Source organism: Rhizobium gallicum bv. gallicum R602sp, from assembly GCF_000816845.1.
Lineage (GTDB): Bacteria > Pseudomonadota > Alphaproteobacteria > Rhizobiales > Rhizobiaceae > Rhizobium > Rhizobium gallicum.
In genome coordinates this window covers 313,761-340,730 of the sequence record NZ_CP006880.1, presented here as the reverse complement: position 1 = coordinate 340,730, position 26,970 = coordinate 313,761, and the positions used below count along the sequence as shown (strand labels likewise).

22 protein-coding genes and 1 pseudogene are annotated in these 26,970 nt (G+C 60.1%); 12 read left to right on the top strand and 11 right to left on the bottom strand.

The window, feature by feature from the left end:
* Positions 1 to 11 precede the first annotated feature (11 nt).
* From RGR602_RS24930 to RGR602_RS24920, 3 genes are read right to left on the bottom strand one after another with little or no spacing between them, the layout of a single operon-like run.
* Complete coding sequence (locus tag RGR602_RS24930; protein WP_223844118.1) at positions 12 to 644, bottom strand: TetR/AcrR family transcriptional regulator; 633 nt, start codon at positions 642 to 644, stop codon at positions 12 to 14.
* Between the two features lie 8 nt (positions 645 to 652).
* The gene (locus RGR602_RS24925) at positions 653 to 3,763 is read right to left on the bottom strand and encodes an efflux RND transporter permease subunit (RefSeq protein ID WP_040114735.1); all 3,111 of its coding nucleotides are present in this window, start codon (positions 3,761 to 3,763) and stop codon (positions 653 to 655) included.
* Positions 3,763 to 4,878, bottom strand: a complete 1,116-nt coding sequence (locus RGR602_RS24920; RefSeq protein ID WP_040114734.1) for an efflux RND transporter periplasmic adaptor subunit — start codon at positions 4,876 to 4,878, stop codon at positions 3,763 to 3,765. The genes RGR602_RS24925 and RGR602_RS24920 overlap by 1 nt, the downstream gene beginning before the upstream one ends.
* 99 nt (positions 4,879 to 4,977) lie before the next feature.
* Here RGR602_RS24920 and RGR602_RS24915 point away from each other — a divergent pair, with 99 nt between their 5' ends.
* The gene (locus RGR602_RS24915) at positions 4,978 to 5,565 is read left to right on the top strand and encodes a TetR/AcrR family transcriptional regulator (RefSeq protein WP_040114733.1); all 588 of its coding nucleotides are present in this window, start codon (positions 4,978 to 4,980) and stop codon (positions 5,563 to 5,565) included.
* 120 nt (positions 5,566 to 5,685) lie between these two features.
* Here the strand turns inward: RGR602_RS24915 and RGR602_RS24910 are convergent, their stop codons facing one another.
* Positions 5,686 to 6,678 (bottom strand): LacI family DNA-binding transcriptional regulator, encoded by a 993-nt coding sequence (locus RGR602_RS24910; RefSeq protein WP_040114732.1) that lies wholly within the window; start codon positions 6,676 to 6,678, stop codon positions 5,686 to 5,688.
* Between the two features lie 213 nt (positions 6,679 to 6,891).
* Between RGR602_RS24910 and RGR602_RS24905 the strand changes: the two genes are divergently transcribed.
* The 8 genes and pseudogenes from RGR602_RS24905 to RGR602_RS39905 all read left to right on the top strand — a co-directional run.
* Positions 6,892 to 7,839, top strand: coding sequence for a sugar ABC transporter substrate-binding protein (locus tag RGR602_RS24905; protein WP_040114731.1), 948 nt, complete (start codon positions 6,892 to 6,894; stop codon positions 7,837 to 7,839).
* 111 nt (positions 7,840 to 7,950) lie between these two features.
* On the top strand, positions 7,951 to 9,072 hold the full coding sequence (locus tag RGR602_RS24900) for an ABC transporter permease (protein WP_040114730.1): 1,122 nt from the start codon (positions 7,951 to 7,953) through the stop codon (positions 9,070 to 9,072).
* A gap of 2 nt (positions 9,073 to 9,074) precedes the next feature.
* Entirely contained in the window at positions 9,075 to 9,875 is an 801-nt protein-coding gene (locus RGR602_RS24895; protein WP_040114729.1) for an ATP-binding cassette domain-containing protein, read from the top strand.
* Between the two features lie 22 nt (positions 9,876 to 9,897).
* On the top strand, positions 9,898 to 10,698 hold the full coding sequence (locus RGR602_RS24890) for a TIM barrel protein (protein ID WP_040116458.1): 801 nt from the start codon (positions 9,898 to 9,900) through the stop codon (positions 10,696 to 10,698).
* A gap of 62 nt (positions 10,699 to 10,760) precedes the next feature.
* Complete coding sequence (gene iolG / locus RGR602_RS24885) at positions 10,761 to 11,759, top strand: inositol 2-dehydrogenase (RefSeq protein ID WP_040114728.1); 999 nt, start codon at positions 10,761 to 10,763, stop codon at positions 11,757 to 11,759.
* Positions 11,760 to 11,775: 16 nt separating this feature from the next.
* On the top strand, positions 11,776 to 12,072 hold the full coding sequence (locus RGR602_RS36400; protein ID WP_203226230.1) for a MurR/RpiR family transcriptional regulator: 297 nt from the start codon (positions 11,776 to 11,778) through the stop codon (positions 12,070 to 12,072).
* Between the two features lie 743 nt (positions 12,073 to 12,815).
* Entirely contained in the window at positions 12,816 to 13,631 is an 816-nt protein-coding gene (locus tag RGR602_RS24880) for an oxidoreductase (protein WP_040114727.1), read from the top strand.
* A 192-nt stretch (positions 13,632 to 13,823) separates the two neighbouring features.
* Positions 13,824 to 14,260 (top strand): annotated as a pseudogene (locus tag RGR602_RS39905) (transposase); the annotation flags it as partial.
* 28 nt (positions 14,261 to 14,288) lie between these two features.
* On the opposite strand, the gene RGR602_RS24870 reads toward RGR602_RS39905, so the two are convergent.
* Both RGR602_RS24870 and RGR602_RS24865 read right to left on the bottom strand, forming a co-directional pair.
* Positions 14,289 to 15,167 carry an NmrA family NAD(P)-binding protein gene (locus RGR602_RS24870; protein WP_040114725.1) on the bottom strand — a complete coding sequence of 293 codons (879 nt, stop codon included), beginning with the start codon at positions 15,165 to 15,167 and terminating at the stop codon, positions 14,289 to 14,291.
* A gap of 94 nt (positions 15,168 to 15,261) precedes the next feature.
* Positions 15,262 to 16,119, bottom strand: a complete 858-nt coding sequence (locus RGR602_RS24865; protein WP_052451749.1) for a BKACE family enzyme — start codon at positions 16,117 to 16,119, stop codon at positions 15,262 to 15,264.
* 98 nt (positions 16,120 to 16,217) lie between these two features.
* Here RGR602_RS24865 and RGR602_RS24860 point away from each other — a divergent pair, with 98 nt between their 5' ends.
* A complete protein-coding gene (locus RGR602_RS24860) occupies positions 16,218 to 17,540 on the top strand; it encodes an aspartate aminotransferase family protein (RefSeq protein WP_040114724.1) in 1,323 nt (440 codons plus the stop codon).
* Positions 17,541 to 17,548: 8 nt separating this feature from the next.
* Here RGR602_RS24860 and RGR602_RS24855 read toward each other — a convergent pair whose 3' ends face one another.
* On the bottom strand, positions 17,549 to 18,412 hold the full coding sequence (locus RGR602_RS24855) for a MurR/RpiR family transcriptional regulator (RefSeq protein ID WP_040114723.1): 864 nt from the start codon (positions 18,410 to 18,412) through the stop codon (positions 17,549 to 17,551).
* Positions 18,413 to 18,538: 126 nt separating this feature from the next.
* Between RGR602_RS24855 and RGR602_RS24850 the strand changes: the two genes are divergently transcribed.
* Positions 18,539 to 19,525: a TAXI family TRAP transporter solute-binding subunit gene (locus RGR602_RS24850; protein ID WP_040114722.1), complete on the top strand. Its 987-nt coding sequence runs from the start codon at positions 18,539 to 18,541 to the stop codon at positions 19,523 to 19,525.
* Between the two features lie 69 nt (positions 19,526 to 19,594).
* Positions 19,595 to 22,198 carry a TRAP transporter permease gene (locus RGR602_RS24845; protein ID WP_082046680.1) on the top strand — a complete coding sequence of 868 codons (2,604 nt, stop codon included), beginning with the start codon at positions 19,595 to 19,597 and terminating at the stop codon, positions 22,196 to 22,198.
* Between the two features lie 89 nt (positions 22,199 to 22,287).
* Here the strand turns inward: RGR602_RS24845 and RGR602_RS24840 are convergent, their stop codons facing one another.
* The 4 genes from RGR602_RS24840 to RGR602_RS24825 form a co-directional block, all read right to left on the bottom strand.
* Positions 22,288 to 23,487, bottom strand: a complete 1,200-nt coding sequence (locus RGR602_RS24840; RefSeq protein WP_040114721.1) for a mandelate racemase/muconate lactonizing enzyme family protein — start codon at positions 23,485 to 23,487, stop codon at positions 22,288 to 22,290.
* Positions 23,488 to 23,504: 17 nt separating this feature from the next.
* On the bottom strand, positions 23,505 to 24,866 hold the full coding sequence (locus RGR602_RS24835; RefSeq protein WP_040114720.1) for a mandelate racemase/muconate lactonizing enzyme family protein: 1,362 nt from the start codon (positions 24,864 to 24,866) through the stop codon (positions 23,505 to 23,507).
* Positions 24,867 to 24,930: 64 nt separating this feature from the next.
* On the bottom strand, positions 24,931 to 26,097 hold the full coding sequence (locus RGR602_RS24830; RefSeq protein ID WP_040114719.1) for a mandelate racemase/muconate lactonizing enzyme family protein: 1,167 nt from the start codon (positions 26,095 to 26,097) through the stop codon (positions 24,931 to 24,933).
* A gap of 54 nt (positions 26,098 to 26,151) precedes the next feature.
* Entirely contained in the window at positions 26,152 to 26,862 is a 711-nt protein-coding gene (locus tag RGR602_RS24825) for a GntR family transcriptional regulator (RefSeq protein ID WP_040116455.1), read from the bottom strand.
* Positions 26,863 to 26,970 lie beyond the last annotated feature (108 nt).

The following is a 26,970-nucleotide window of genomic DNA, read 5'->3' as shown; positions in this document are numbered from 1 at the left end:
TGACCGACGACCTACGAGGCGCGATACCCATCCAGAGCGGAAAGAATGAAGCTGATCTGCTGATCAGGGCCTTGTTTGGCCGCCTCGGCGTCTCGAAGCCGCGCCTCGACAAGGACTGGGTGATAGAACGATAAGAAGGCGTTCATCGCACTTCGAGCAGCTTCAACTGCATCATTGACTGAAAGGTCGCCTGCTTCAGTTCCTTCTTCGATGATCTTCTGGACCATGGTCACGAGACGACTGCCATGGATGCTCATAATCGCCCAGTTTTCTATCGTCGCTGCGACAACCAGGTCATGGACGTACTTCTCCTCGATAAGCTGCCTTCTTCTCTCCTCAAACAGCAGATTGAAAAGTCTCCTGAGCTTGTCATGGGCCGGCGCATCTCGCCGAGCGACTGCGGCGGCTAGCTGGATAGTCTGCCCAACGAAGCGGTCACAGATACACTGGTTGATAGCCGCCCTTGAGGGGAAAAAGCGGTATATATTGGCACTGCTCATCCCCAGGCACGAAGCTATGTCGGCCACGGATGTCTTCTCGTAACCGATGCGGCGAAAGTGCTCTTCCGCCACATTGAGTATGCGCTCGCGCCACGTGTCGACTTCGGTGCCAGAGCGGCCCTGTGGGATCATGATACGTGGCACGGACGCCCCTATTCTGCCGCCAGTGCTATCGGCTGTACCCGATGTTCGACCGTTTTCTCTTTCCCCTCTGCTTTGGGTGGTTTGATCCGAAACCACACAGCGTAGAGCGCCGGGAGGAAGAGCAAGATCATGACTGTGCCAGCCGCCGTGCCACCAATTAGGGTATAGGCCATCGACCCCCAGAATACCGAAGACGTCAACGGTATAAATGCCAGAATTGCAGCAAGTGCAGTCAAGATGACAGGGCGCGTGCGCTGCACCGTCGCCTCGATGACGGCGTGATAGTCGTCGAGTCCGACCGCCTGGTTCTCCTTGATCTGCTCTGTCAGGATCAGCGTATTTCGCATGAGGATACCTGCCAGTCCGATCAACCCGAGAATGGCGTTGAATCCGAACGGTTGATTGAACAGCAGCAAGGTTGGGACCACCCCGGCCAGGCCAAGGGGTGCGGTCAGCATCACCATTGTCATTGTCGATAGGCTACGAACCTGCAGGATGATGACGATCAACATAGCTGCAATCATCAGCGGGAAGACCTGGACCAGCGCGACGTTGGCTTTGAGGGATTCCTCGATGTTGCCGCCCATCTCGATGCGGTATCCGACGGGAAGCGATGCGATCAGCGGCTGAAGGGCCTTCATGACCTGTTGCGAAACCTCTGGGGGCTGCGTCGCCTCATTGATGTCCGACCTGATAGTGATGACCGGCGTCCGATCGCGACGCTTCAGGATCGGTTCCTCGAACTGAATCTCGGAATGCCCGATCTGATCCAGCGGAACTTGACGGCCATTCCGGCTCATCAGCGAAAAGTCGGCAAGCCGTGATGGATCGAGACGATTCTCGCCTGCGCTGCGTGCTACGACGGGCACATTGCGGATATTGTCGCGCACCTGCGTGACAGGGATGCCGCTCAAGAGCAACTGCATCTGTTGAGCTGCCTCCGAAGGTGAAAGGCCAATCAGGTTCAGCCTTTCCTGGTCCGGGACAAATCGCAGGACAGGGGTGCGGTTGCCCCAGTCGCGGTTGGCCTGCCGGACATCGGGCACAGTTTTCATGATTGCCAGAGCCTGCTCGGAGATCTTGTAGAGTTCATCCTGGTCAGGCCCCATGATCCGAAACTCGACTGGGAACGGCGTGTACGGTCCAAATACTAGCTGGGTCACGCGAACCGAGGCCCCGGGAACAAGACCCTCCGATATGGCGGCACGAAGGCGGTGCTTCAGTTCTTCGCGTGCGTGGGCATCGGGCGTGAGAACGACGACCTTTGCAAAGGCAGGGTCAGGCAATTCCGGAGCCATGGCAAAGAAGAACCGGGGTGCGCCCTGCCCTACATAGCTGGTGACGATTTTTGTCTCTGGCTGAGCCTGTAGCCAGTCTTCGACTTTCTTCACCGCTGATGTTGTGGCCTCGATGCTCGTGCCTTCGGGCATGCGCACTTCAACCAGCACCTCGGGACGGTCCGATGTCGGGAAGAACTGCTGCTTAACACCGCCCATCCCGACAACCGAGACGGCCATGGTGATGCCAACCACGGCGCAGACCATAAATTTATGGCGGACGGCGAACTCGATGACGGAACGCAGGCGACGGTAGTTCGGCGTATCGTAGATGGCGTGATGACCGCCCTCGACTGGTCTGAAGTTCGGCAGCATCTTTACGCCGAGGTAGGGCGTAAAGGTGACAGCGATAATCCAGGATACGATCAGCGCAAAACCGACGACCCAGAAGATGTTGCCAGCGTACTCACCAGCCGTTGATTTCGCGAATCCCACGGGCATCAGCCCGATGATCGTGACGAGTGTGCCCGACAGCATCGGCGCCGCCGTATGGCTCCAGGCATAGGCTGCCGCCTTGATGCGGTCCATGCCCTCTTCCATCTTCACGACCATTATCTCGATCGCGATGATCGCGTCGTCCACGAGAAGGCCCAGTGCGAGAATCAACGCGCCAAGCGTGATACGATCGAAAAACCGTCCGGTCTCCAGCATGATGAGGAAGACGACGGCGAGCGTCAGCGGCACAGCAAGCGCCACGACAATGCCGACGCGCCAACCGAGTGCGATCAAACTGACGAACAGCACGACACCGAGCGCCATCGCGAACTTGAGCATAAACTCGCCGACCGCCTCTTGGATGTTGACGGCCTGATCGCTGACCTTGGTGAGCGTCATCCCCAGCGGCAATGCCTGCGAAATCGCAGCAGAGCGAGCTTCAAGCGCCTTGCCGAGATCAAGTCCGTTCCAGCCCGCCTGCATCACCGCTGCGAGCATGATTGTCGGCTCGCCCTCATGGCGGATGACGTAGGTTGCGGGATCCTCGTAGCCCCGCCGTACGTCTGCGATGTCGGAGAGCCTCAGCGTCCGGCCAGCTGCCACGATCGGCGTATCGGCGATCGATTGGACGCTGTTGTAAGCCCCGTCGAACCGGATGAAGACCTGGGGACCTCTTGTGTCAATCGATCCCGCGGGCGTGACTGTGTTCTGTCTCTGCAAAGCTGTGGCGATGTCCTGAGCCGATATGCCAAGCGTTGCCAGCTTCGCGTATGAAAACTCGACGAAGATCTGTTCGGGGCGTTCTCCGACGATGTTGATTTTCTTGATGCCCGGAACATGCAAGAGATCCTGGCGGATGGTCTCTGCCTGCCGCACGAGGTCGCGCATCGGCATGCCCTTTGCCTTCAAGACATAGAGGCCGAAGCTCACATCGGAATATTCGTCGTTGACGAACGGACCAATAACGCCAGGGGGTAAATTTCGGGCTTCGTCACCGAGCTTCTTGCGCGCCTGGTAGAACTCCTCTTCGACGGCAGAGGCTGGCGTGTTATCCTTGAGCGTGACCGTCAGAAAGGCGTAGCCCGGTCGCGTTGTCGTCTCGACGCGGTCGTACCAGGTCAGCTCTTGAATGCGTTTTTCGAGTGGCTCAGCCACAAGATCCTGCATTTCGCGCGCTGTGGCACCTGGCCAGACTGACGTGACCGTCAGTGTCTTGATGGTGAAGGAAGGATCCTCAGCACGCCCCAGCTTGACGAAGGCGTAGGCTCCGGCGGCCGCCAGCAGAACAATGAAGAACAAGGTGACGGCACGTTCGCGAACGGCGATGGCAGAAAGATTGAAGTTCATTACTTTGTCACCTCCGGCTGCGAGGCAACCCTGACGGCCGCGCCATTTTCAAGCAGATGCGCACCAAGAGCGACAACCTGTTGGCCAACCCCCACTCCGGTGACAAACGCCGTCTCTTCACCGATCCGCTTCACTTCGATCGGAGTAAACTTCACGGATGAAGATGTGCTGTCGACCACCCACACACCTGTCCGGCTGCCGTCATCCAGGATAGCGCCGACCGGTACGGCAACCTCCGACTGGCGGTCCGCATCCATAATCCTGATTGTCACGGTGGAGCCGAGCGGGGCGGAAGCTGCATCGCCTTCGAGAACATAACGCGCTTCGTAAGTCCGCGTCTGCGGATCGGCAGCGTCGGAAATCTGGCGCAGCCTGGCCTTCCCGCTGAACCCCTCGAATCCATAGACACTGGCCCGCGCTTCGGAGCCTATCTTCGGCCGCAGGGTCTCCGGAAGCCAGACAACGGCCTCGCGCGGCCCCGCCTGCGCCAGTTGAACGACCGTCTGGCCCGCTGACACGACCTGTCCCGGATCTCCAAGCGTCTGGACTATGGTTCCATCAGCGTCTGCGAGCAAGACCGTGTATGCGGCTTCATTTTCTGCAACCTCGGCATCTGCTTCAGCCGCGGCAAGCTGTGCCGTTGCCGTATCGAGAGTCGCCTTCGCCTGTTCATAACGCTGTGGAGTGGCGGCCAAACCATTTTTCACCAGCACCGCATAGCGTTTCTCGTCTGCTTGCGCCTGGACCAGAATGGCGCGTGCTGCAGTGACGGTATTGCGCTTCGATGTCAACGCAAGCAGGAGATCGGTCCCGTCAATTCGCATCAGAGCCTGACCTTGCCTGACCTGCTGTCCCACATCCACCATCCGTTCAACGATCTTGCCCGGAACTCGAAAACCGAGATTACTCTGAACCCGGGAAGCGACCGCGCCGGTAAACGAGCGTTCCGCTGTTCCAGTCCTCGCCGCCTCAGCCACTCTTACCAGCGGTGAAGCCGTCCTTGGGTCAGCAGCCTCGGCCTCCAGCTTCTTGGGTTCCAGAACCAGTAGAAAGGCACCGGCTGCCCCAGCCGCTGCCACGAGACCTACCAAAGCCAGGGCATGTTTGCGTTCCATCTTGAGTTTCTCTTCTTGACCAGCGACACGAATAATTTAGATTGCGATCTAACTCTATTTAGCTTATAGATGTCAAATGAAATCTAATCAGAGGTCGACATGAGAGTGAGCCGGGCACAGGCCGAGGAGAACCGCGAAACGGTAATCAACGTCGCAAGCCGTCTTTTCCGAGAGCATGGCTTCGATGGGATCGGGCTTAAGGATCTGATGAAAGGTGCGGGCCTGACCCAGGGAGGCTTCTACAAACAATTCGCGTCGAAGGACGACCTTGCTGCGCTGGCCTCGAGGCGCGCAATGGAAAGTGCTACCCGAAGATGGTCAGCGGCGGCGGCGAACAATCCGGATCCGCTTGAGGCTGTCATGGCGTTCTATCTCTCCCCGGACCACAGAGGCGAAAAAGCAGAAGGTTGCCCTCTGGTGGCGTTGGGATCCGACGCTGCTCGCCAGAGCGAAGAGGTACGGCGTCCGTTTGAAGACGGGATCCGGGCTCACTTCGAGGTTCTGGATGAACTGATGGGCGGCGGCAAAGGTTCTAATCCCAGCAGTAGGGCGATGGCGATGCTGTCTCTCATGGTAGGGGCCGTTACGCTGTCGCGGATCATGGAAGACGAGAATTTGTCGCAAGGCATCCTCGACGCGGCGGCTGGCGAAGTCAGGCGCATTGCGCACGCTGACGATGTCGCCTGAAGGCTGACCTGGCGTCCAGCCGACTGATGACCGACATGCCCATTCAGAAGGATGCCCCTGCCTTAAAAAAAATCTTGCAGATAGCCCCACTCGGCGCGACCGCGCCTATTGCTTGATCAATCAAGCTGAATCTCGCGCAACGAGCTTGCCCTGGAGGTTAATTGTCTCTCTCGGTGCTCGTTCTAAAATCATGTCTATCGCCGCTTTGACCATTTGATCGGTCGGCTGCTCATAGGTTGTCAGGCTGTATGCTGGTGACGCCGCTGGAGCGGCGTTATCGAAGCCCACAATGGCGAGATCGTTGGGGACACGTAACCCGAACTCGCTGCGGGCAACATCCATCGCTCCGAACGCGAGGGCGTCGTTTTCGCACATGAGAACATCGACCCGGTCTTCCCGCGTAACTTTTGACAGATAGTCGCGGGCGGCCTGCGCGCCGGCTTCTGCGCTGTAGCGCTCGGCCGACAGCTCTACGAGATCGACGCCGAGAGTGGTTCGCCAGAACTCCTTAAAGTTCCTCCGCCTGCCAAGTGCTGTAGACAATGTACGCGCCCCGGCCATAAATCCCGGCCTCCGATACCCCCTTTCCAATAGGTACCTGCCGATCTCCGCAATCGCCACGACCGCGTCGCAGGAGATGGCGGGAACACCTTCGATCTGGCTATCTCGAGCGAGAACAAACATCGGAGGCCCACCGCGCCCCAGCATATGATCCGTCAACATCTCGTCGCGAAACGCTGTGCCAAAGAGCACGATCGCATCAACCTGCCGTTGGTCGGCATTCAATATGGCATGCACGTGACTGTAGTGCTGATTGATATTGATCAACATAGTCACGAGTCCCTCCGCCTGCAGGCTGGCGGTCAGCTTTTCAAGAAACGGAAGCTTGTGCGGGTTTTCAAAGTCGTCAATGAGAACCGCGACCTGATGTGTAGAATTGGTGGCAAGGCTCCTCGCCAACAGGTTCGGCCGATAATTGAGTCGCGCTGCCGCCTCCAGCACCTTGGCTTTGCTAGCTTCCGTGATCGATGCACCGGGGGTAAAGGCGCGGATGACCGTCCACTTCGAAACGCCGGCCTCCAATGCCACGTTCTGCGCCGTCGCTCGCTTCATGGTCGACCTTCTCCTTTTCGAAACATATATTCCATTTCTGCTGAATGGCGAAATGAATGGTTGATTTCTTTTAGCAAGAATCTTATAGCTATGCACGTTTGCTACCGGTAGCAAAATATAAGCACCCGGTAGCAATTTGGGCGACGCCCGCCTGAGGCGTTTTCAGTGGTTCTCGCGCTTCGAGGTGCGGGACACCCTTTGGGAGGAGTTTTTATGAAATCGATTATCAAGAAGCTAGTGCTCGGCGTTTCGATCGTCGCAGCCGTTGCGGGTGCTGGAAGCCTGGCGTCCGCAAAAGACATCAAGATCATCGCTGTCACACACGGGCAAGCAAACGACCCCTTCTGGTCGGTGGTCAAGAATGGCGTCACAACCAGTGCGAAGGATGCAGGCGTTCAGGTTGATTATCGCGCGCCCGAAACGTTCGATATGGTGGCGATGAGCCAGTTGATCGACGCTGCGGTCAACCAGAGGCCCGATGGTCTGATCGTGTCGATCCCGGATGCTTCGGCTCTCGGGCCGTCGATCGAAAAAGCCGTCGCTGCTGGTATTCCGGTGATTTCCATCAACTCCGGGTCCGACGTATCCAAGAAGCTTGGCGCTTTGCTGCATGTGGGCCAGGACGAGTACAGTGCAGGTAAGGCCGCCGGCGAGAAGCTCAACCAGATGGGCGGCAAGACCGGCATCTGCATAAACCAGGAAGTTGGAAACGTTTCGCTCGACCTGCGCTGCAAGGGCTTCTCGGATGGCTTCGGTGGCACTGTCACCGTGCTGCCAGTTTCCAACGATCCAGCGGAAGTCCAGGCCAAAGTCAAAGCCGCTCTGAGCGCGAACAATGCGGTCGATACCATCATGGCGTTGGGTGCAAGCACTGCCGGCGAGCCTGCTCTCGCAGCCGTTAAGGACATTGGCAAGACCGGCAAGATCAATGTGGCGACCTTCGATCTTTCTGCCGATTTCCTGAAAGCAGTCGATGCAGGCGAAGCCGCGTTTGCCATCGATCAGCAGCAGTTCCTACAGGGTTACTTGCCGACGGTCTTTCTGGCCAACAACGCGAAATACGGCCTTATCCCGGGCGGCAACGTACCCTCGGGTCCGAACCTGATCACCAAGGACAAGGCCGCTCAGGTCGTCGAGCTATCCGCACAGGGTATCCGTTGATCCATCTCCAGTCGCGTAGCGCGGTCGGCAGCCCCGCCAACAAGAGGGCTGCCGACCACCCCTTCGCATTGTCCTGCATGGCTGTGGCGTATGACACCCACGGGAGGAACCATGACCGAAATTAGCAGAATTCCAGCCACATCGATTAAAACCGACGAACGCCTGAAGAAGGTCAGTGTTCTGACAAGTCTGATGCGACGCCCCGAACTTGGGGCCGTTGCGGGCCTCTTGATGGTGGTGACCTTTTTCTTTTTCGCCGCCGACGCATCGATGTTCTCCTTGTCGGGCCTGATGACCATCCTGGCGCCGGCATCCCAGCTGGGCATCCTCGCCATTGCAGCGTCCATGCTGATGATCGGTGGCGAGTTTGATCTCTCCATTGGCTCGATGGTCGCCTTTGCAGGTCTCATCTTCGGCGGTCTTCTGGTCAATTTTGGCCAGCCACTCTGGATCGCGATCCTGTTCACCCTGCTCTTTGCCGCCGTTCTTGGCGCGGTAAACGGTCAAATCGTCATCCGCACACGGCTTCCCTCGTTCATCGTAACCCTGGCTTTCCTGTTCATCCTTCGCGGACTGACGCTTGTCGGCCTCAAATGGGCAACCGGCGGATCGACGCAGCTCCGCGGTATCAGCGATGCCGTTGGCGATACCTCAATTGCGAGCCTGTTCTCAGGCCTGGCCTTCCAAGGCTTCTTTGCCTGGCTTGCCGAAAACGACCTGATCGAGAAATTCGACAATGGCGTGCCGAAGGTCGCAGGCGTGCCGGTCTCCGTGGTCTGGTTCGTCGGTCTTTCCGGGGTAGCGACGTGGGTCTTGCTGCGCACCCGGGTCGGAAACTGGATTTTCGCTGTCGGCGGCGATGCCAATGCTGCGAGAAACTCCGGCGTACCGGTCGATCGCGTCAAGACTGGGCTGTTTGCCTTGACCGCATGCGCCGCTGCCCTCGTCGCCATCATCACGGTGCTCGATGCCGGATCGACGGACGCACGACGCGGTTTCCAGAAGGAGTTCGAAGCCATCATCGCAGCCGTCATCGGCGGAAGCCTGTTAACGGGCGGCTATGGGTCCGCGATCGGGGCTTTCTTCGGAGCCATCATCTTTGGTCTCGTCTCCATCGGCCTTACCTACACGACGTTCGACTCCGACTGGTTTCAGGTCTTTCTCGGCACCATGCTGCTGCTCGCCGTCCTCTTCAACAACTTCATCCGTCGCAAGGTGACAGGGGAGCGCTGAGCATGGCTGACATGAAATCCTATTCCACGCCCCCGATCATCGAAGCCAAGGACATCGTGAAGCACTATGGCTCCGTCATTGCGCTTTCGGGCATCTCGATGAAGGTGCTTCAAGGCGAAGTCTTGTGCCTGTTGGGCGACAATGGCGCCGGCAAGTCGACGCTGATCAAAACACTGTCCGGCGTGGTCAAGCCTTCCGGTGGTGACCTGCTCGTCGATGGCAAGCCTGTCACGTTCTCCAGCCCGCGCGACGCGCTCGATGCCGGCATCGCCACGGTTTATCAGGATCTGGCCATGATCCCTCTGATGTCCGTGACGCGTAACTTCTTCATGGGTCGCGAGCCGCGTAAGGGGATCGCGCCCTTCCGCTACATCGACTTCAAGCATTGCGATGCCGTGACGCGGGAGGAGATGCACAAGATCGGGATCGATGTCCGCGACCCGAACCAGGCAGTCGGAACCCTGTCGGGCGGCGAACGGCAATGCGTGGCGATCGCCCGTGCAGTCTATTTCGGGGCAAAGGTTCTCATCCTCGACGAGCCGACATCTGCGCTGGGCGTGGCGCAGACGTCCATGGTTCTCAAATACATCAACCATGTGCAGCAGAAGGGTCTGGGGGTTATTTTCATCACGCACAATGTGCGCCACGCTTTTGCCGTCGGCAATCGCTTCACCATCCTCAATCGCGGCAAGACGCTGGGCACCTACGCCAAGAGCGAGATTTCCATCGACGAACTTCAAAACATGATGGCCGGCGGCAAGGAGTTGCAGGCGCTCTCCAACGAGCTCGGTGGCACCATCTAATTCATGAAACAGGATTGCAATGATGACTGAAGAACACGCATCTTCGGGGGCCTTCACGCTGGCAGTCTGCGCGGAAATGGTTTTCCGCTCCCTGCCGGTCACGGAGCGGTTGAAGCGCATTACCGAGCTTGGGTTTGAAGCCGAGATCTGGGACTGGACCAAGCATGACATTCGAGCTCTTGCCCGGTCCGGCGCGACGTTCTCGTCGATGACGGGGTACATCACCGGCACGCTCGCAGACGATGAGGGTGCCGATGAGCTCATCAGGACGGCGCGCCTGTCTATCCCTGTTGCAAAGGAACTCGGTTGCCCCCGGCTCAATCTGCACGGGACGGGTCTCGACGAACAGGGGCTGCCGGTGGTCAAGTCGGATGGCGTCACCGGCGCGATGTGGCTGAAGGCACGCGACACCCTCAATCGTATCGCCGATCTCGGTGAGGAGGAAGGCGTCACCTTCGTGCTCGAGAACCTCAACGAAGCGGTCGACCATCCGAAGACCCCCTTCGCCAAGGCGGCCGACACGATCACTCTGGTCTCGGCCATCGACCGGCCGTCGTTGAAGCTCAATCTCGACCTTTATCACGCACAGATTGGTGAAGGGAACCTCATTGAGCTTTGCCGTCACGCACATCCGTTCATCGGTGAAATCCAGGTTGCGGACGTGCCCGGCCGCACGGAACCTGGTACCGGGGAGATCAACTACCCGGCGATTGCCCGCGCGCTGAACGCCATGGGCTACACCGGCGTCATCGGGCTTGAGGCCTGGCCGGCTGCGGACGACGAACTGGCCCTGAGCCGCTTCCGCCAGGCCTTTACCCTTTAACAATCTCATCTCTGCGCGGCCGTTCGTCAGGCACGTGCGACCACATGTTAAAAGGAATGCGAATGCTGAAAATTGGTCTTCTCGGTGCAGGGCGGATTGGAAACGTCCACGCCAAAGCGATCACGTCTCATCCCCGAAGCGCGCTGGTCGCGGTCTCGGATATCAACACGGACGCCGCCGCAAAGCTCGCGACCCAATATCGAGCCGAGGCCCGTTCCAGCCTGGACATCGTCAACGATCCTGCCATCGACGCCGTGCTCATAGCAACATCGACGGACACGCATTCGGACCTGATAGAGGCGGCGACGAAGGCCGGCAAGGCGGTGCTGTGCGAGAAGCCGGTCGATCTCAGCCTCGAACGGGCACGCGCATGCCAAATCGCGGCGGGGGCCACGGGCAAACCGGTCATGATCGGCTTCAACCGCCGCTTCGATCCGAACTTCGCGGCGCTCAAGGCTGCTGCCGACCGGGGCGATATTGGCAAGATGGAACTGCTGTCGATCACCTCCTTCGACCGCGCACCACCACCGGTGTCCTACATAAGGGTCTCTGGCGGTCTGTTCCGGGACATGATGATCCACGATTTCGACATGGCGTGCTGGATCTTCGGTGGCGCGCCCAGGACTGTTACGACGATTGGAAGTTCGCTCGTCGATCCGGACATCGGCGCAGCGGGCGATGTCGATACCGCTGCGGTCACGCTCAAGTTCGCCGATGGCCGCATCGCCGTCATCAAGAACAGCCGGCGAGCCTGCTACGGCTACGATCAGCGTATTGAGTTGTTGGGCTCGGAGGGTCTGCTCTCGGCCGGAAACATCCTGGAGAATACCGTGACCAAGGCCACAAAGGGTGGAGTGACAGGCGCCAAGCCTGAATTCTTCTTCCTCGAACGCTACATGCGCGCATACTCCATCGAATGGAACGCATTCGTCGAAGCCATTACGTCGGGATCGGCGCTGCCAGTTTCGCTTGATGACGGCGTCAAAGCGCTCGCTGTTGCGGAGGCAGCGACACGCTCTCTGGCAACCGGACAAATCGTCCGACTTGCTGACATACTCTGAGGACTGGTGGCGAGCCATGCCAGCGCTCGAAACGGCCATGGCTCCGGATCCCACTTTCCGGAGAATTAAAGACCGGATCGCCAAACGAGACCTGCTCTTCCCTGCTCGGGTCGAGGAAGTTGCAAGATTGTGCCTGGATCGTCCGGAAGTGCTTGCCTTTAGCTCTACCAATCACATTGCAAAACGTGCCGGCGTCTCAAGCTCGACGGTGTTGAGGTTTGTCAATATGATCGGCTTCTCGAACATCAAAGAAGCACGTGAGACTTTTCAGAATGAAGTTCGGTTTCGATCACGTTTTTCGAAACGGAATTGACCGGCGAGAAGGAAGACGCGGTCGAATAAACGACAAAGAGATTGCCAACGATTTCGGGTCTATTGCGCTCGAATAATGCTGAAAAACCGGGCTTGCTCGAATCCATAACACGCACATGCAGCTTGCAATCTGTCCGGGCGACCGCCTCCTCGTAGCCACCTGTCGCTTGGACGACAAGACCGCTGCCCGCCGCTTGTGAACCGTGAAAAGTCCTCATGGGCAAGTATTCTACCCAACCCAGGATGAACGACCACGACGGTGAAATGGAAAGTGGGGGGACATGACCGAGACGCTCAAACCGGCGGCGCACGGCAGCCGGGACCGTCACCTCCTAGCCGGAGCTTGAAAACGCGTAACGCGAGTCCTGATAGCCTGGCATGAGCCGCCCTCAGCGAGACCCGTGACGATCCACAGCGAGTTCCCATTCCTTGGCGCGCAGATGGCGGTGACCTCCAGCAGATCGCGTCGATCGGGACGCGGCAGACCATCATTCGAAGTGCCCTCTCGCAGACTGCCGCGTTCGATCGAGCGCTCCGCTTCCTCCGGAAAAGCCGCGGTTGCAAGCAACAGCGCTGCCGCAGGCACGCGCTCGCGGATCAATCTCGTTTTTAGATTGCGTTCGAGCTCTATACCGTGCATAGATTTATAACGAAATCTAAAAGGGAGGGGACAGTGCACGTAAGCCGCAGACACCCGCCCGAGATTCTCAAAACGCGGTTCGGCACACAGAAAGAAGTGATTTCATGAACAAGACCAATCTTGGCGTCGCCCTGGTGACTGGGGCATCCACCGGCATCGGGTATGTAACGGCCGCGGCCCTCCACAACGCGGGCTTTCGCGTGTACGGGACCAGCCGCCGTCTCGCAGCCCACAGGAGCGACGGCGTTTCCATGCTGACTTGCGACGTGACTGACGACGCCTCCGTGGTCAAACTGGTTGATGATGTACTGGAAGAGGCCGGGCGCATCGATCTTCTTGTCAATAATGCTGGCATGGGCCTGCTTGGTGGCGCGGAGGAGTCCTCAATGAACCAGGCTAAGTCGCTATTCGACGTGAACGTCTTCGGCGTTTTCCGCGTGACCAACGCGGTGTTGCCGGCAATGCGGCGCCAAGGGAAAGGCAGAATCGTTAATTTGAGCTCAGTACAGGGGTTCATCCCCGCTCCCTATTTCGCGCTCTACTCCTCGACCAAACATGCCATCGAGGGTTATTCCGAATCGCTAGATCATGAATTGCGCGCCTTCGGCATTCGCGTTTCGTTGGTGGAGCCGGCCTATACCCGGACGTCATTCGAAGACAATCTCGCCAGGCCGGATCAGTTGCTCGATATCTATGACTCTGCGCGCGCTGGCATGAATGTAGTCGTGCAGAAAGCAATGGAAAAAGGCGACGCGCCCGAGGTGGTGGCCAAGGCCATTTTGGCCGCTGCGACCGATCCCGCTCCGAAGAGGCGCTATGCGGCCGGAAAAATGGCACGCCAAGTCAGTTTTTTGCGCCGTTTCGTTCCCGCATTCGCATTCGACAAGAGCCTGCGAAAGCAGCTCGGGCTGCCGGTCTGACGCCGACGACATGCTGTTACACTCGACGAGGCAGGCGTTTTGAGCGAATTTTCGGGTAGGGTTGGCGAAAAGGCATCTCGTGAAAATGGAAACATCGACGCAGGATTTAGAGATGAAATTCTGAGCGGCTCTCGTCAGACGGCCAAATCCCTTGACTCAAATGAATTTCGCAAACTTTCAGTGCTTGAAGCAGTTCTCGCGATGCCACCCGAGGAACTGGGGATGCGGCCGCTTGGACATTCCGTTCGGCACGATCGCTTGCTCGCACTGCACGACGCGGGGGCTTGCCTCCTTCGGATCAATGGCGCACCTCGCCGAGCGATGGGCCTTCCTTCACCATCTCTCCCCGGTCCGCAATAAACGCTGGGTGGCCTACGCCAAACCGCCCTTCGCCGGACCGAAGCTGTGCTCGCCTATCTGCCGCGCTACAGGCACCCGGTCGCGATCTCGAACCGTCGCCTCATTCGCTTCGACGCGAGCGGCGTCACCTTCCGCTACCGCCGCTGCCAGCTCCGTGTCCTGCCGCGCGGCTTCCACCGCATCCGGCATTACGGCCTGCTGGCCAGCGCTTCCCCAAGGTCAGCCTCGCGCTGACGCGCGAACCGCTGAATGTCGTTGCGCCGTCCGATTGGCGCGGCTGGCAGCCTCGGTACGACGTCACACCGGCAGAACAAGCGGCCGCAGTGCATCGATCAATGAGGTAGTGCCATAGCGAACCTCGCTGGCGTTCGGCTCAATCTCGACCAGACCACCCTCGTTCTTGGCGTCGTTGGCCTTGATCAGCAGGTTGGCAAGACTTGCCGGTATGGTGCGTTCGAGGGTCTCCTGCCATTGCGACCGCGGCACCGCCCGAGCGCGCGCCACCCGGCCCGACAGTTGACTCACGGCCGCCGCAACGTCGTTCGCGCTATACCTGTGCGGTCCCTCGGCATGGATGACCTCCAGGTCCTTGCCGCTCTCGGGTCGCAGCAGCAGGTCGGCGGCAATCAGGCCGAGGTCGTGGGCGGAGATCGTCGGCTGCGCCATGTCGACCGGGTCCTGCAAGGTCGGCAAAATGCCGGAGGCGACGGCCATCGGGATGACGCGCCCCCAATTGTGCATATGTTCGGCCGACCGCAGCACAAGCAGCTGGGTTTGGAGTTGGGCGAGCCGCGCCTCAAGGCTGCGGAACATGCTGGGCATGCCAATGTCATCGGCGACATGGGCTCCGTAATCGGAGATTGCCAGCACCTGCTTCGGGCGTGCCTGGGCCAGCGCCTCGAACAGGCTTTCGATCGAGCGTCGGAGCTCGTCAGCCGGGTCCTTTGCCCGTGGCAATACCGGGATGATGATTTGCACGGCGTCAGCATCGCCGATCGCCTTGGCGAGGGAGGCGGCATCTTGCAAATCGGCCGTAGCAATCTCGCAGCCGATGTCGCTCAGTCGCGCTGCTTTTGTCCTGTCGCGCAGGATTGCCCGGACTGGAACACCCGCCCAGCGCAGGGCCGATGACGTTGAATAGCCGACATTGCCGGCGGCTCCGACGATCGCAAACATACTCCATTCCCCCTGTTGTGATGTCCGGGAACTACAGAAACAAACAGCCGGCATCCGCACCCCGTGGTAAAGGTTGCGGCGCGCGGGGTGAGGGTTAACGCTCGATCGACCAATCGGCGCGCAACTGGCCGGCGCTCGCGGTTTCAAGGCCGCAAGCCTCGAGTGCGGCCGCAGCCGCTACGACCAGAGCAGCATTGTCGGTAGCTGTCACGCCGCTAGGCAGAACAAGATTGTTCTCGAAGCCGACGCGAGCATGACCGCCCAGCAGCGCACCTGCGGCAACGCATGCGGTCTCTTCCCGACCGAAGGCGCAGACCATCCAGTGCGCAAAGCGCGGACGGCCGTGAGCAAGGAAGGCAAGCAGGTCGGCCGGCCGCGAAATCTCGCCCGGCGTGTAGCGTCCGAGCACATAGAGTACCGGGACATCGTCGAAGGGCACGAGCCCACGCTGCTGCATGACAGCCAGAGCGGACGCCTCCTCGGGCGTGTAGAGGATGATCTGAGGGGCGATCCGCTCGCGTTTCAGCCACGACAGGAAGTCCGCGAATGCGGTCTCAAGGGAGGCATCTGGGACCAGTTCGCGCAGCGCCAGCGACACCGCCTCGGGACGGGTGGCGCGCACCACCCCCATCTGCTCAGCCGGTCGGTATCTGCTGACGGCCTCGCTGGTGATCTGGACGACGAGCCGCTCGCCTACCGCGTCGCGTATCGCTTTCGTCACCTCAAGGTAGGCGTCGGCGTCGAGCAAATGACCGCCGTCTCGATCACGGACATGGGCGTGGATCATTGCGGCGCCCGCCTCGAGGCAGGCGGCTGCGGTGCTGGCCAGTTCCTTCGGGCCGATCGGCAGGGCGGGGTGGTCACTCTTGCCGCGCCGCCCGCCGTTCGGCGCAACGGCGATTGCCGTCGGCGCGATGAATCCCGGGCCGGCCGGGCTCGAATCAGTGGTCATGGATACATACAGTCCAATTGTTTCAGTATTGCGCAATATGTAACATATGTTGCATGATAAGTTCGTTCCAAATCGCGCCATCGTCAATCGAGGAAAGCATGACACGCATCCTGCACCGCCAGATCCACGCGACTCTGCCCGTTGCGAGTGGTGGCAAGGGCATCGAACTCTTCGACAGCGATGGCCGCGCTTATATCGACGCGTCGGGAGGCGCGGCGGTTTCCTGCCTCGGCCACGGCCATCGCGACCTGATAGCCGCGCTCCACGCACAGGCCGACAAGCTCGCCTATGCCCACACCAGCTTTTTCACCAACGAGCCGGCTGAGACACTGGCCGAAATGCTCATCGCCGGCGCGCCACAAGGCATGAGCCACGCCTATTTCGTGTCCGGCGGCTCTGAAGCGGTGGAAGCGGCGCTCAAGATGGCGCGCCAGTTTTTCGTCGAGACGGGCCGGCCCGAGCGGCGCAACGTCATCGCCCGCCGCCAGAGTTATCACGGCAACACGCTCGGCGCGCTGGCTGCCGGTGGCAACGAATGGCGCCGGGCGCAATTCCGCCCATTGCTGATCGAGACGCATCACATCGACCCATGCTATGCCTACCGCTATCGGGAAGCCGGCGAGAGTGAGGAGGCCTACGGCCTGCGTGCCGCCAAGGCGCTCGAGGACAAGATTCTCGAACTGGGTTCGGATACCGTCATGGCCTTCGTCGCGGAACCCGTCGTCGGCGCCACGGCGGGTGCGGTGCCAGCCGTTCCCGGCTATTTCAGGCGCATCCGTGAGGTCTGCGACAGATACGGCGTGCTCCTGATCCTCGACGAGGTGATGTGCGGCATGGGTCGCACGGGAACGCTGCACGCCTGCGAGCAGGACGGCGTCGTGCCCGACCTGATGACAATCGCCAAGGGCCTCGGCGGAGGCTACCAGCCCATCGGGGCAGTGCTACTGTCAGGCCGCATCTTCGACGCTTTCGCGGAAGGCTCGGGTTTCTTCCAGCACGGCCATACCTACATGTGTCACCCCATGGCCTGCGCCGCAGCACTTGCCGTCCAAGAGGTCATCGATCGTGATCGCCTGCTCGACAACGTCAAGGCGATGGGTGCCCATCTCGCCCGGCGCCTCAGTGAGCGCTTTTCCCACCACGCCCATGTCGGCGACATCCGCGGCCGTGGCCTTTTCATGGGGCTTGAGCTGGTCGAGGACCGTTCGTCGAAAGAGCCGTTCGACCCGAGCCGCAAATTGCATGCGCGCATCAAGCGTGAGGCGATGGCGCGCGGCCTGCTGGTCTATCCGGCGGGAGGTACGATCGACGGCGCGCGAGGCGATCATGTGCTGCTTGCGCCGCCCTTCATTATCGACCGGGCGGCAATCGACACGATCGTCGAACGGCTTGGCGACGCCGTCGATGCGGCCGTCGCCTGAGCACAGGATCAATCCGGCATATATGCGCCCAACGCGGTCAACTCCGCTTCGGTCTGCCTGACCTTGGCCGCGCCCTTCGCCCCGCTGCGCGTCAGCATGGTTGCGGCAAGCGCCTCGACGGTCGCGACCGCCGCCGCCACCGACGGAAAGAACGATGGGCTGTCGACCGAAAAACGCAGGATCACATCGGCGTCCCGCGTCAGGGGCGCCGCCATGCTGTCGACGATTGCCAGTACAGGCACGCCGCGGCGTCGCGCCACGTCGGTCACAAGACCGAGTTCCCGCGAATAGGGCTGAAAGCCTATCGCCACCACCGCCTCGCCCCTGTCGAGCGAGGCCAGTTCGGCTTCGAGAGCTCCGCCATCGCTGCCGAGCAGTGTGACATCGTTCCTGAACATGCGGCAGAGATAGACCAGGCAATGTGCCGGCGCGCGGCAGCTCCGGAACCCGACGACGCGAACACCCTTGGCTTTTTCAAGCAGGACGCATGCAGCCGATATGTCGTGCGGTGAATTCGTCGCGGTGACTGCCGTGATATTGGCCGCCGCCGCGTTGACGGATTCGGCGAAGATCGTCTCCCGAGCCGATCTCAGCACCAGCGCGTCGGCTTTCGCCGCATAGGGCGAACTACCCGATCGCAGCCTGTTCTCAAATGGCTCGCGCAGTTGCGCCCAATCGCCGAAGCCGAGACGGCGGGCGAGTCTTACGAAAGTGGTCGGCGTCACCTCAGCGCGGCTTGCCAGCACGCGCATGGAAACGAGCGCAACTTCGTCGGGATGATCGAGCAGGAAACGGGCTGCCTTGCGGAGCTCCATGCTGAGCCACGGAAGCTCTTCCAGAATTTTGTCCTGTGCGGTCGCGAAGCTCGTCATCTCTCTATGTAACAAATATGCCCTTGCCTGATAAAGTGAACCAGTTGTAACGTAAGCCGAATGCGGTCGGACATGCAAACCTTATAGGCAGTATCGGCGCGCCGGGAACAACAAAGGGAGCACGAGATGAAAAATACCACCATGATCGGCCGTGCCACACAGGCGGCAATACTTGCGGGCGCGCTTCTGCTCGCCGGCGGTGCGTCAGCGCAGGAGCAACAATTCGTGACCATCGGCACCGGCGGCGTCACCGGTGTCTACTATGCCGCCGGTGGCGCCATCTGCCGCCTGCTCAACAAGGATCGCAAGACACACGGCATCCGTTGCTCGGTCGAATCGACCGGCGGATCGGCATTCAACGTGAACACGATCAAGGAAGGCGAGCTCGACTTCGGCATGGCGCAATCCGACGTCCAGTACAACGCCTTCAAGGGCGAGGAATCATTCAAGGAAGGCGGCGCCCATGCCGACCTGCGCGCGGTGTTCTCGATCCATCCGGAGCCGTTCACCGTACTGGCGCATCCGAACGCCGGCGTGACGAAATTCGAGGATTTCAAAGGCAAGCGTTTCAACGTCGGCAATCCCGGTTCTGGTACGCGTTCCTCGATGGAGCGCTTGCTCGGGGCCATGGGCTGGACGTTGGCCGACTTCTCGCTGGCATCGGAGCTGAAGGCTGACGAGCACGGCCCGGCGCTCTGCGACGGCAAGATCGACGGCTTCTTCTACGGTGTCGGCCATCCCTCCGCGAATATCCAGGACCCGACCACCACCTGCGCCGCCAAGCTGGTGCCGCTGACCGGCGAAGCGGTCGACAAGCTGGTCGCGGAAAATCCCTACTACGCCAAGGCGGTCATCCCGGGCGGTCTCTACGCGAACAATGCCGAGGACACTGAGACCTTCGGCGTGCTTGCCACGCTGGTCGCTTCAGTCAAGGTTCCCGAAGAGAGCGTCTATCAGTTGACCAGGGCGGTGTTCGAGAATTTCGACGAGTTCAAGTCGCTGCATCCGGCCTTCGCCAATCTCGATCCCCAAAAGATGGTCGGGGAGGGAAATTCCGCGCCGCTGCATCCGGGCGCCGAAAAATACTTCAAGGAGAAGGGCTGGCTGAAGTAGGCTTCGCGACCTGACGACAGAGCGGCGAGTTGGGGAACTCGCCGGCGGCATACGCAACAGGAGGGCGTCATGAGCGAAGCGACGAAGCAGCCGGCTGACGTTAATCTTGAAGTTCTAGAACAGCTCGTTGCGGAGGCCGATACGGGTGGCCGGCATCCAGGCGGGACCGTCCGTCGAATCCTGCTCTGGGTTGCGGTTTCCTGGTCGCTATTCCAGCTCTGGTACGCTTCGCCTTTGCCATTCGTGTTCGGCTTCGGCATCCTCAATGACACCGAAGCGCGCGCCATCCATCTCGGCTTCGCGCTGTTTCTGACCTTCCTCGCCTATCCGGCTCTGAAATCCTCGCCCCGCGATCGCGTGCCGCTGCTCGACTGGGTTCTGGCGGTCGCCGGCGCCTTTGCCGGTTCCTATCTGTTTCTCTTTTATGTCGAGCTTTCCGGCCGGCCCGGCCAGCCGACCACGCTCGATCTCGTCACCGGAACCGTCGGCATCCTGTTGCTCCTCGAGGCGACACGCCGCGCTCTCGGCCTGCCGATGGTGGTCGTGGCCTGCGTCTTCATCTTCTACACCTTTGCCGGCCAGTCTATGCCGGATGTGATCCAGCATCGTGGCGCATCGCTCACCAAGTTTCTCAATCATCAATGGCTAACCACCGAAGGCGTCTTTGGCATCGCGCTTGGCGTGTCGACGAGCTTCGTCTTTCTCTTCGTCCTGTTCGGCACGCTTCTGGAAAAGGCCGGCGCCGGCAACTGGATGATGCAGATATCCATCGCGCTGCTCGGCCATTTGCGCGGTGGCCCGGCGAAGGTCGCCGTGGTTTCATCGGCTCTCAACGGTGTCGTGTCCGGCTCGTCCGTCTCCAATGTGGTTTCAGGTGGCATCTTCACGATCCCGTTGATGAAACGCACCGGACTTTCCGGGGTCAAGGCGGGCGCCATCGAGGCTTCGGCCTCGATCAACGGCCAGATCATGCCGCCCGTCATGGGCGCGGCCGCCTTCCTGATGGTCGAATATGTCGGGATTCCTTATTCGGAGATCGTCAAGCACGCGCTGTTGCCTGCGCTCTTCTCCTATCTCGCGCTGCTCTACATGGTCCATCTGGAAGCGATAAAGATGGACCTGAAGACCATTCCGCAGCGTCCGACACCGGCTAGGGAACGGATGCTGCGGATGGGACTGGGACTGTCCGGCAGCATTCTCGCCGTGTGTATCGTCTATTATGGCATCGTTGCCATCAAGGCCATCTTCGGTGTGACCGCGCCGCTGGTGCTCGCAATCGCTGGCGTAGCTCTCTACATCGCCTCCGTCTGGTATTCCTCCCGCTATTCGGATCTCGCGCTCGACGATCCGAACGCGCCAATCCTGGAATTGCCGCGCGCCTGGGACGTGACGCGCACCGGGCTGGATTTTCTTATCCCGATCGCTGTGCTTCTGTGGTGCCTGATGGTCGAGCAGATGTCGCCCGGCCTCTCGGCATTCTGGGCGACCGTGTCGATCCTCGCCATCGTCGCCACGCGCAAGCCGCTGATGGCAATATTCCGCAACGAAGACCTCGCCGCCTCGGTGCGTGCTGCCTGGGACGACCTGATCGATGGGCTGGTGCTCGGCGCTCGCAACATGATCGGCATCGGTATCGCCACGGCCACCGCCGGCATCGTCGTCGGCACGATCACGCTGACCGGTCTCGGTCTGATGATGACGGAACTGGTTGAGTTCATCTCCGGCGGCAACGTCATCCTGATGCTGATCCTCATCGCCGCGATCAGCCTTGTGCTCGGCATGGGCATCCCGACCACCGCAAACTACATCTTGGTCGCGACGCTGATGGCGCCAGTCGTGGTGGATCTCGGCGCGCAGGCCGGATTGCCCATCCCGCTGATCGCGGTCCACCTCTTCGTCTTCTACTTCGGCATCATGGCCGACATCACCCCGCCCGTAGGGCTGGCCGCCTTCGCGGCGGCGGCGATTTCCAAGGAGGATCCGATCGCCACCGGCTTCCAGGGCGCGCTCTATTCGTTGCGCACGGCGATCCTGCCGTTCGTCTTCATCTTCAATCCAGCAATCCTGCTGATCGGGGTCGAAACCTGGCCCCAGACGATCTTGGTGGCGACCGTCTCGTTGATTGCCATCCTGCTGTTCGCTGCCGCGACGATGAACTGGTTCGTGACGAAAAGCCGCCTTTGGGAAAGCGCGGCCCTGCTACTAATCTGCTTTACGCTGTTTCGGCCGGACTGGTGGCTCAATCAGGTCTCGCCGCCTTACGAGGAATTGCCGGCGAGCGAGTTCCTGACGGCGGTCGCGCAGACGCCGGCCGATGGGCGCATTAATTTCGTCGTTGAGGGTGTAGACCTGATGGGCGACGACGTCCGCAAGACCGTAAACGTCCCGCTCGGCGAGCCAGGCGAACCGTTGGAGCGGCTGCGCGGCATCGGTCTCACCATCACGCAAGCGGGCGACACGCTGATGATCAGCAATGTCGATTTCGGTTCCTATGCCAAACGCATCGGCCTGGATGTCGGATATGACGTCATCGCCGTGCTCAGAAAGGCCGACCAGCCCTCGAGCCTTATTCCGATCGGCCTGGCGCTTGCTGCGACCGCTGGCATTGCCGGCCTGCAGTTTGCGCGGGTGCGCAGACAGGCTGACAGGAAGCAAGCCATGCCGGGGCGCTGAACGCGGCTCAGTCGGTAAGCCCTCGGGAGTCAAGGGCGAGCCCTATTACCTGGCGCCCGACAAGATGGACACCGCAGGTGGAGGGAGGTTCAGGCGAAAAAGCCCGCATCTTCTTCGCTGAGATATCTCCTGGCCCCTTCAGCGTCGATATCGAGGCCCAGCCCCGGCGCTTCCAGTAGGTCCACCATGCTGTCCTTCACGATCTGCGGCGGCAAGCCGATTACCAGGTCCTCCCACCAGGGGTCGGAGGCGGTCGGATATTCGAAGGCGATGTAATTTGCCGGCAACGTGGCGCACACATTGATCAACGCACCGAGGCCCAGCAGGCCGTTAGCGGTGCCGTGCGGTGCCATCAGGATCGAGTGCATGTAGGCGTGCTCGGCGACCCATTTGAGTTCGGCAATGCCGCCAACATCGGCTGGATCTGGCCCGATGACGCGTACCGCCTGCGTCTCGATCAGTTCCTTGAAATTGTGCCGCAGGTAGATCTGCTCACCAGTGTGGATTGGCGTCGAGGTGGAGGTAGTCAGTTCCCGATAGGCCTGCGGATTGACCCACGGCACGTAGTCGCCAGTCAGCATGTCCTCGAGCCACATCAAATTGTACTTCTCGACAGCGCGAGCGAACTTAATCGCGTCGGGCAGCATCCAGCCCGGGCCGCAGTCGAGTGCCAGGCTGACTCTGTCGCCCAGCACTTCCTTCATCGCGATCACGCAGTCGAGCATGTGATTGAAACCGCGCTCGCTGATCACGCCCTGATCCATGGCACCGTGATACCCGGCCTTCTTCTGCGTCACGCCGTAGTGGAAGCCCTCGATAGTGTCCTTCATGTTGGAGTGGAACGAGATTCCTTGCTTGACCATGAAGAAGTTCTGCGGCTGCTCCATCATCCATTTGACGTCAGCGGCGTAATCTTCCGGCCGGTCGCCCGTGCGTTTCTGGCGAATCGAACCATTGTAGACCCGCACCTTGTCCCGCACCTTGCCGCCGAGCAGTTTATAGGCGGGCACGCCTGCGGCCTTGCCAGCAATATCCCACAGTGCATGCTCAATAGCGCTCACCGCCGCGCCGTACGGCTTGAAAGAGCCGCGTTGGCGGATCTTCAACATTACTCTCTCGACGTCGGTCGGGTCCTCGCCGACCAACGCCTCGCGGAAATGCAGCACCCAGGGCTTGAGGTAGGACTTGGTGAATTCGACTTCGCCCAAGCCATAAAGGCCCGCGTCCGTAACGATGCGGACGATCGGGTGTTTGCCGATAACGGCGCAGCGGAGATCGGTGATCTTCATCTTCGTTCCTTTTCGCCTCAGCTCCAGGTACGATCCCAGGAATACTCATCGTCCCAGTGATCCGTAGGCGACCAAATACCGGTGACACCCGGCTGCAGATGCTGTGAGATCACCTCGTCGACGACGTCGTCAATTCCCAGGCCCGGCTTGTCCGGAACAGTGATGAAGCCGTTCTTCACCAACGGCTTGGGAAGGCCCGTGACGATATCGTCCCACCAGTCGACATCGGCTGAATGGTATTCGAGCGCCATGAAATTTTCGGTCGCGGTCGCGACATGTGCAGCGGCCATTGCGGCGATTGGACTTTCTGCCATGTGGATGGCCATGGCGACACCACGGTCCTGCGCCATGTCGCCGATCTTCTTGGTCTCGAGGATGCCCCCACTGGTGAGCAGGTCCGGGTGGATAACGGAGACGCCACCGCTCTTAAGCAGAGGCTCGAAGCCTTCCTTGAGGTATATGTCCTCGCCAGTGCAGATTGGCACCGTGGTGGCGTCCTGCAGTTGTCGGTATTGTTCGGTATACTGCCATGGGATCACATCCTCGAGCCAGGCTGGCACGTATTTTTCAATTCGCCTGGCAAGGCGAATGCCGTTCTGCATCGAGATATGGCCGATATGGTCGATCGCCAGCGGCACATCCATGCCGATGACCTCACGAACCTCGGCGATGTATTGCTCAAGCAGGTCGAGACCCTTGTCGGAAAAGTGGAGGCCGGTAAACGGGTGCTGGACGTTATGCAAATCGTACGCAGCATTGCGGACACGCCGATCTTCAATGGTCTTCAGCGGCCCGCGACTGGGAGGATCGCGGTACCCTTCCAGTGATCCGGCAGGAAACACGACCGCACCGGGCACATCCGCGATCTGCATCAGTCCCAAATCCATCTTGAGGAAGGTGAAGCCGAGCTCCATGCGCTGCTTGAGGCGCTTGCCGGTCTCGGTGCCGCTCGGCACGGTGGCGTCGGTATCGCAGTAGACGCGCACTTTGTCCCGAAAACGGCCGCCGAGCATCTGGTAAATGGGGACGCCATAGGCCTTGCCGGCAAGATCCCACAACGCGATTTCAACCGCCGATACGCCGCCGCCTTGCCGGCCGTGCCCGCCGAACTGCTTGATCCGGCGAAACAGTCGATCGATGTTGCAAGGGTTCTCGCCAAGCAACCGGCTCTTCAGCATCAGCGCGTAGGTGGCGCTGGCACCGTCGCGCACTTCGCCAAGCCCGGCGATGCCCTGGTTGGTGTAAATCTTAAGCAGCACTGAGGTGAACGGCGCGCCGACGATTTCGGCTACCCGCATGTCGGTGATGCGAAGGTCGGTCGGCTTGGAATGCGTGTTCACCCGATTGAGCGCCTCGTCGGCTCCATATGCCTCTGGCATGATTTATCCTTGTTTTGGTCGGCGTGGCTCGCCGCCGCGCACGCTGGGGCGGCTGAGGGCGTTGCTAATCCAGCTCTATCTCGTGGCTTTGAAGGTAGTCGCGGTTCATTTCAACGCCGAGACCGGGCTTCGGCGTAAGCTTGAGGCTGCCGTTCGAAACATCGAGTGGGCTGTCGATGAGGTGATCGTATTTGCCCAGGTTCCACTCCGACGTTTCGAGTTTGTAGAAATTAGGAACGGTCATCATCACCTGCGCTCCCGCTACCACGTTGATCGGCCCTGCCGCGTCATGCGGCGAGACGGGGATGTAGTAGGCTTCGCATAGGGCAGAAATCTTCTTGAGTTCAGTAATGCCGCCGGTCCAGGTGACGTCCGGCATGATGTAGTCAGCGAGCCTGTTTTCGAGCACCGGCACGAAATCCCACTTCGTGTGGCCGCGCTCGCCCCACGAGATAGCGGCGCTGACCTTCTCACGGACCTGTTTGAGAGCGTTGAGGCTCTCCGGTGGACAGGGCTCCTCGAACCAGTCGATCTGACCGGCTTCCTCGAGGCTCCGACAAAGGCGAATGGCGGTTGGAACGTCGAACCGGCCATGCGCATCGATGAGGATGTCGACATCGGAGCCCGCCGTTTCGCGGATCAGAGCCGTGAGTTCGGCGGCTTCGCGCTCATCCTTGCGGGTCATGCTGCCATCGAGGTAGCCATCGCGCTGTTCGCGAGGCTGTCCATCGGCGGTGCGGCCTTGTTGGGGAAAAGGATCGAACTTGAGCGCAGTGTGGCCGGACTCGACGATGTCTCGAATTTCGCGGACCACAGCCTCATTGCTGGTAAATTTAGCCTGGTTGGGATGGGTGTAGAGCGCAATTTCATCGCGTACCGGTCCACCCAACAGCTCGTAAATCGGCTTACCCAAGACCTTGCCTCGGATGTCCCAGAGGGCTATGTCAATGGCACTCACGCATTCGACTGCGGCACCGCGACTGCCCATGTACGTGAAACTGCGGAATATCTTGTGCCATAGATACTCAATACGCGCCGGGTCCTCGCCTGTCACAGCGGCACCGATCTGTCTCAGGATCGTGCAGAGGGCGCGATTGGCGAGCCTTGTCGTGGTGGTGATCTCTCCCCAGCCGCTCACCCCCTCGTCGGTCGTCACTTCGACGAACAGATACTCTCCCCAATAAGAAGCATCGGACTTGATGAGCCACGGCCGAACGCAGGTGATTTTCATCTCGACTGCCTTTATCTGAAGTGGTCGGGATAACGATATTCCAGGCCATGTATTCTATCCTGCCCGAGCGGCGTTACGCGCACGCATATGTTCGAGGATGTGCCGGCCGGAGCCCTCGACATGGCGTGCAATGAGCTCGCCTGCCTCGTTCGCATTTCCCGCTTTTACATGCGCGATGAGCTCGCGATGCTCGCTAAGGATTGCGGCACGCCGGGCGAGCGTGAAGTTGAAACGCCGGCTCACGGCACGAAGCACTTCGCGATGCTTCCACCAAAGCTCGGCGGCATGGCGATTGTAGTGCCTTTGGTACATTACGGTGTGAAAGGCGGTGTCCAGCTCGCTGTGCCTGAACGTGTCGGCGAAGTTGTTCTCTTCGATCAAGCCTTGGATGCGTTCGAGTTCAGCAATGTCCTCGACGGTGGCCATATTCACGAACCATCGCGTCAGTGCCGGCTCGATCAAGACTCCTATCTCGTAGATGTCCCGAACAAAATCCTGATCTATGGGCCGGACGCGCGCTCCGCGGTTGGGAACGAAGGTGACAAAGCCCTCCCCGCGCAACAGCTGCAGAGCCTCGCGCACAGGGTTGGTCGAGGTGCCGTGGCGCCGGGCGAGATCGGTGACAACAAGGCGTTCGTTGGCAGCGAGCCGCCCTTCGATGATGTCTTCCCTAATCAGTTGATAAAGCGAGGCGCCCTCGCTGGAGGCCCCGATAGCGTCGATCCCTTCGGGTGGCTGTGCTTTAAAATCGCTTGTTTCGGCCAAGGCTGTCCCCAATCAATACATATATTACTCGGATATCACACGAGATTTCCGTAAACAATGTACGATTTTGCTAGTTGACAGGCAATCTACGATCTGAAAACGTATGAT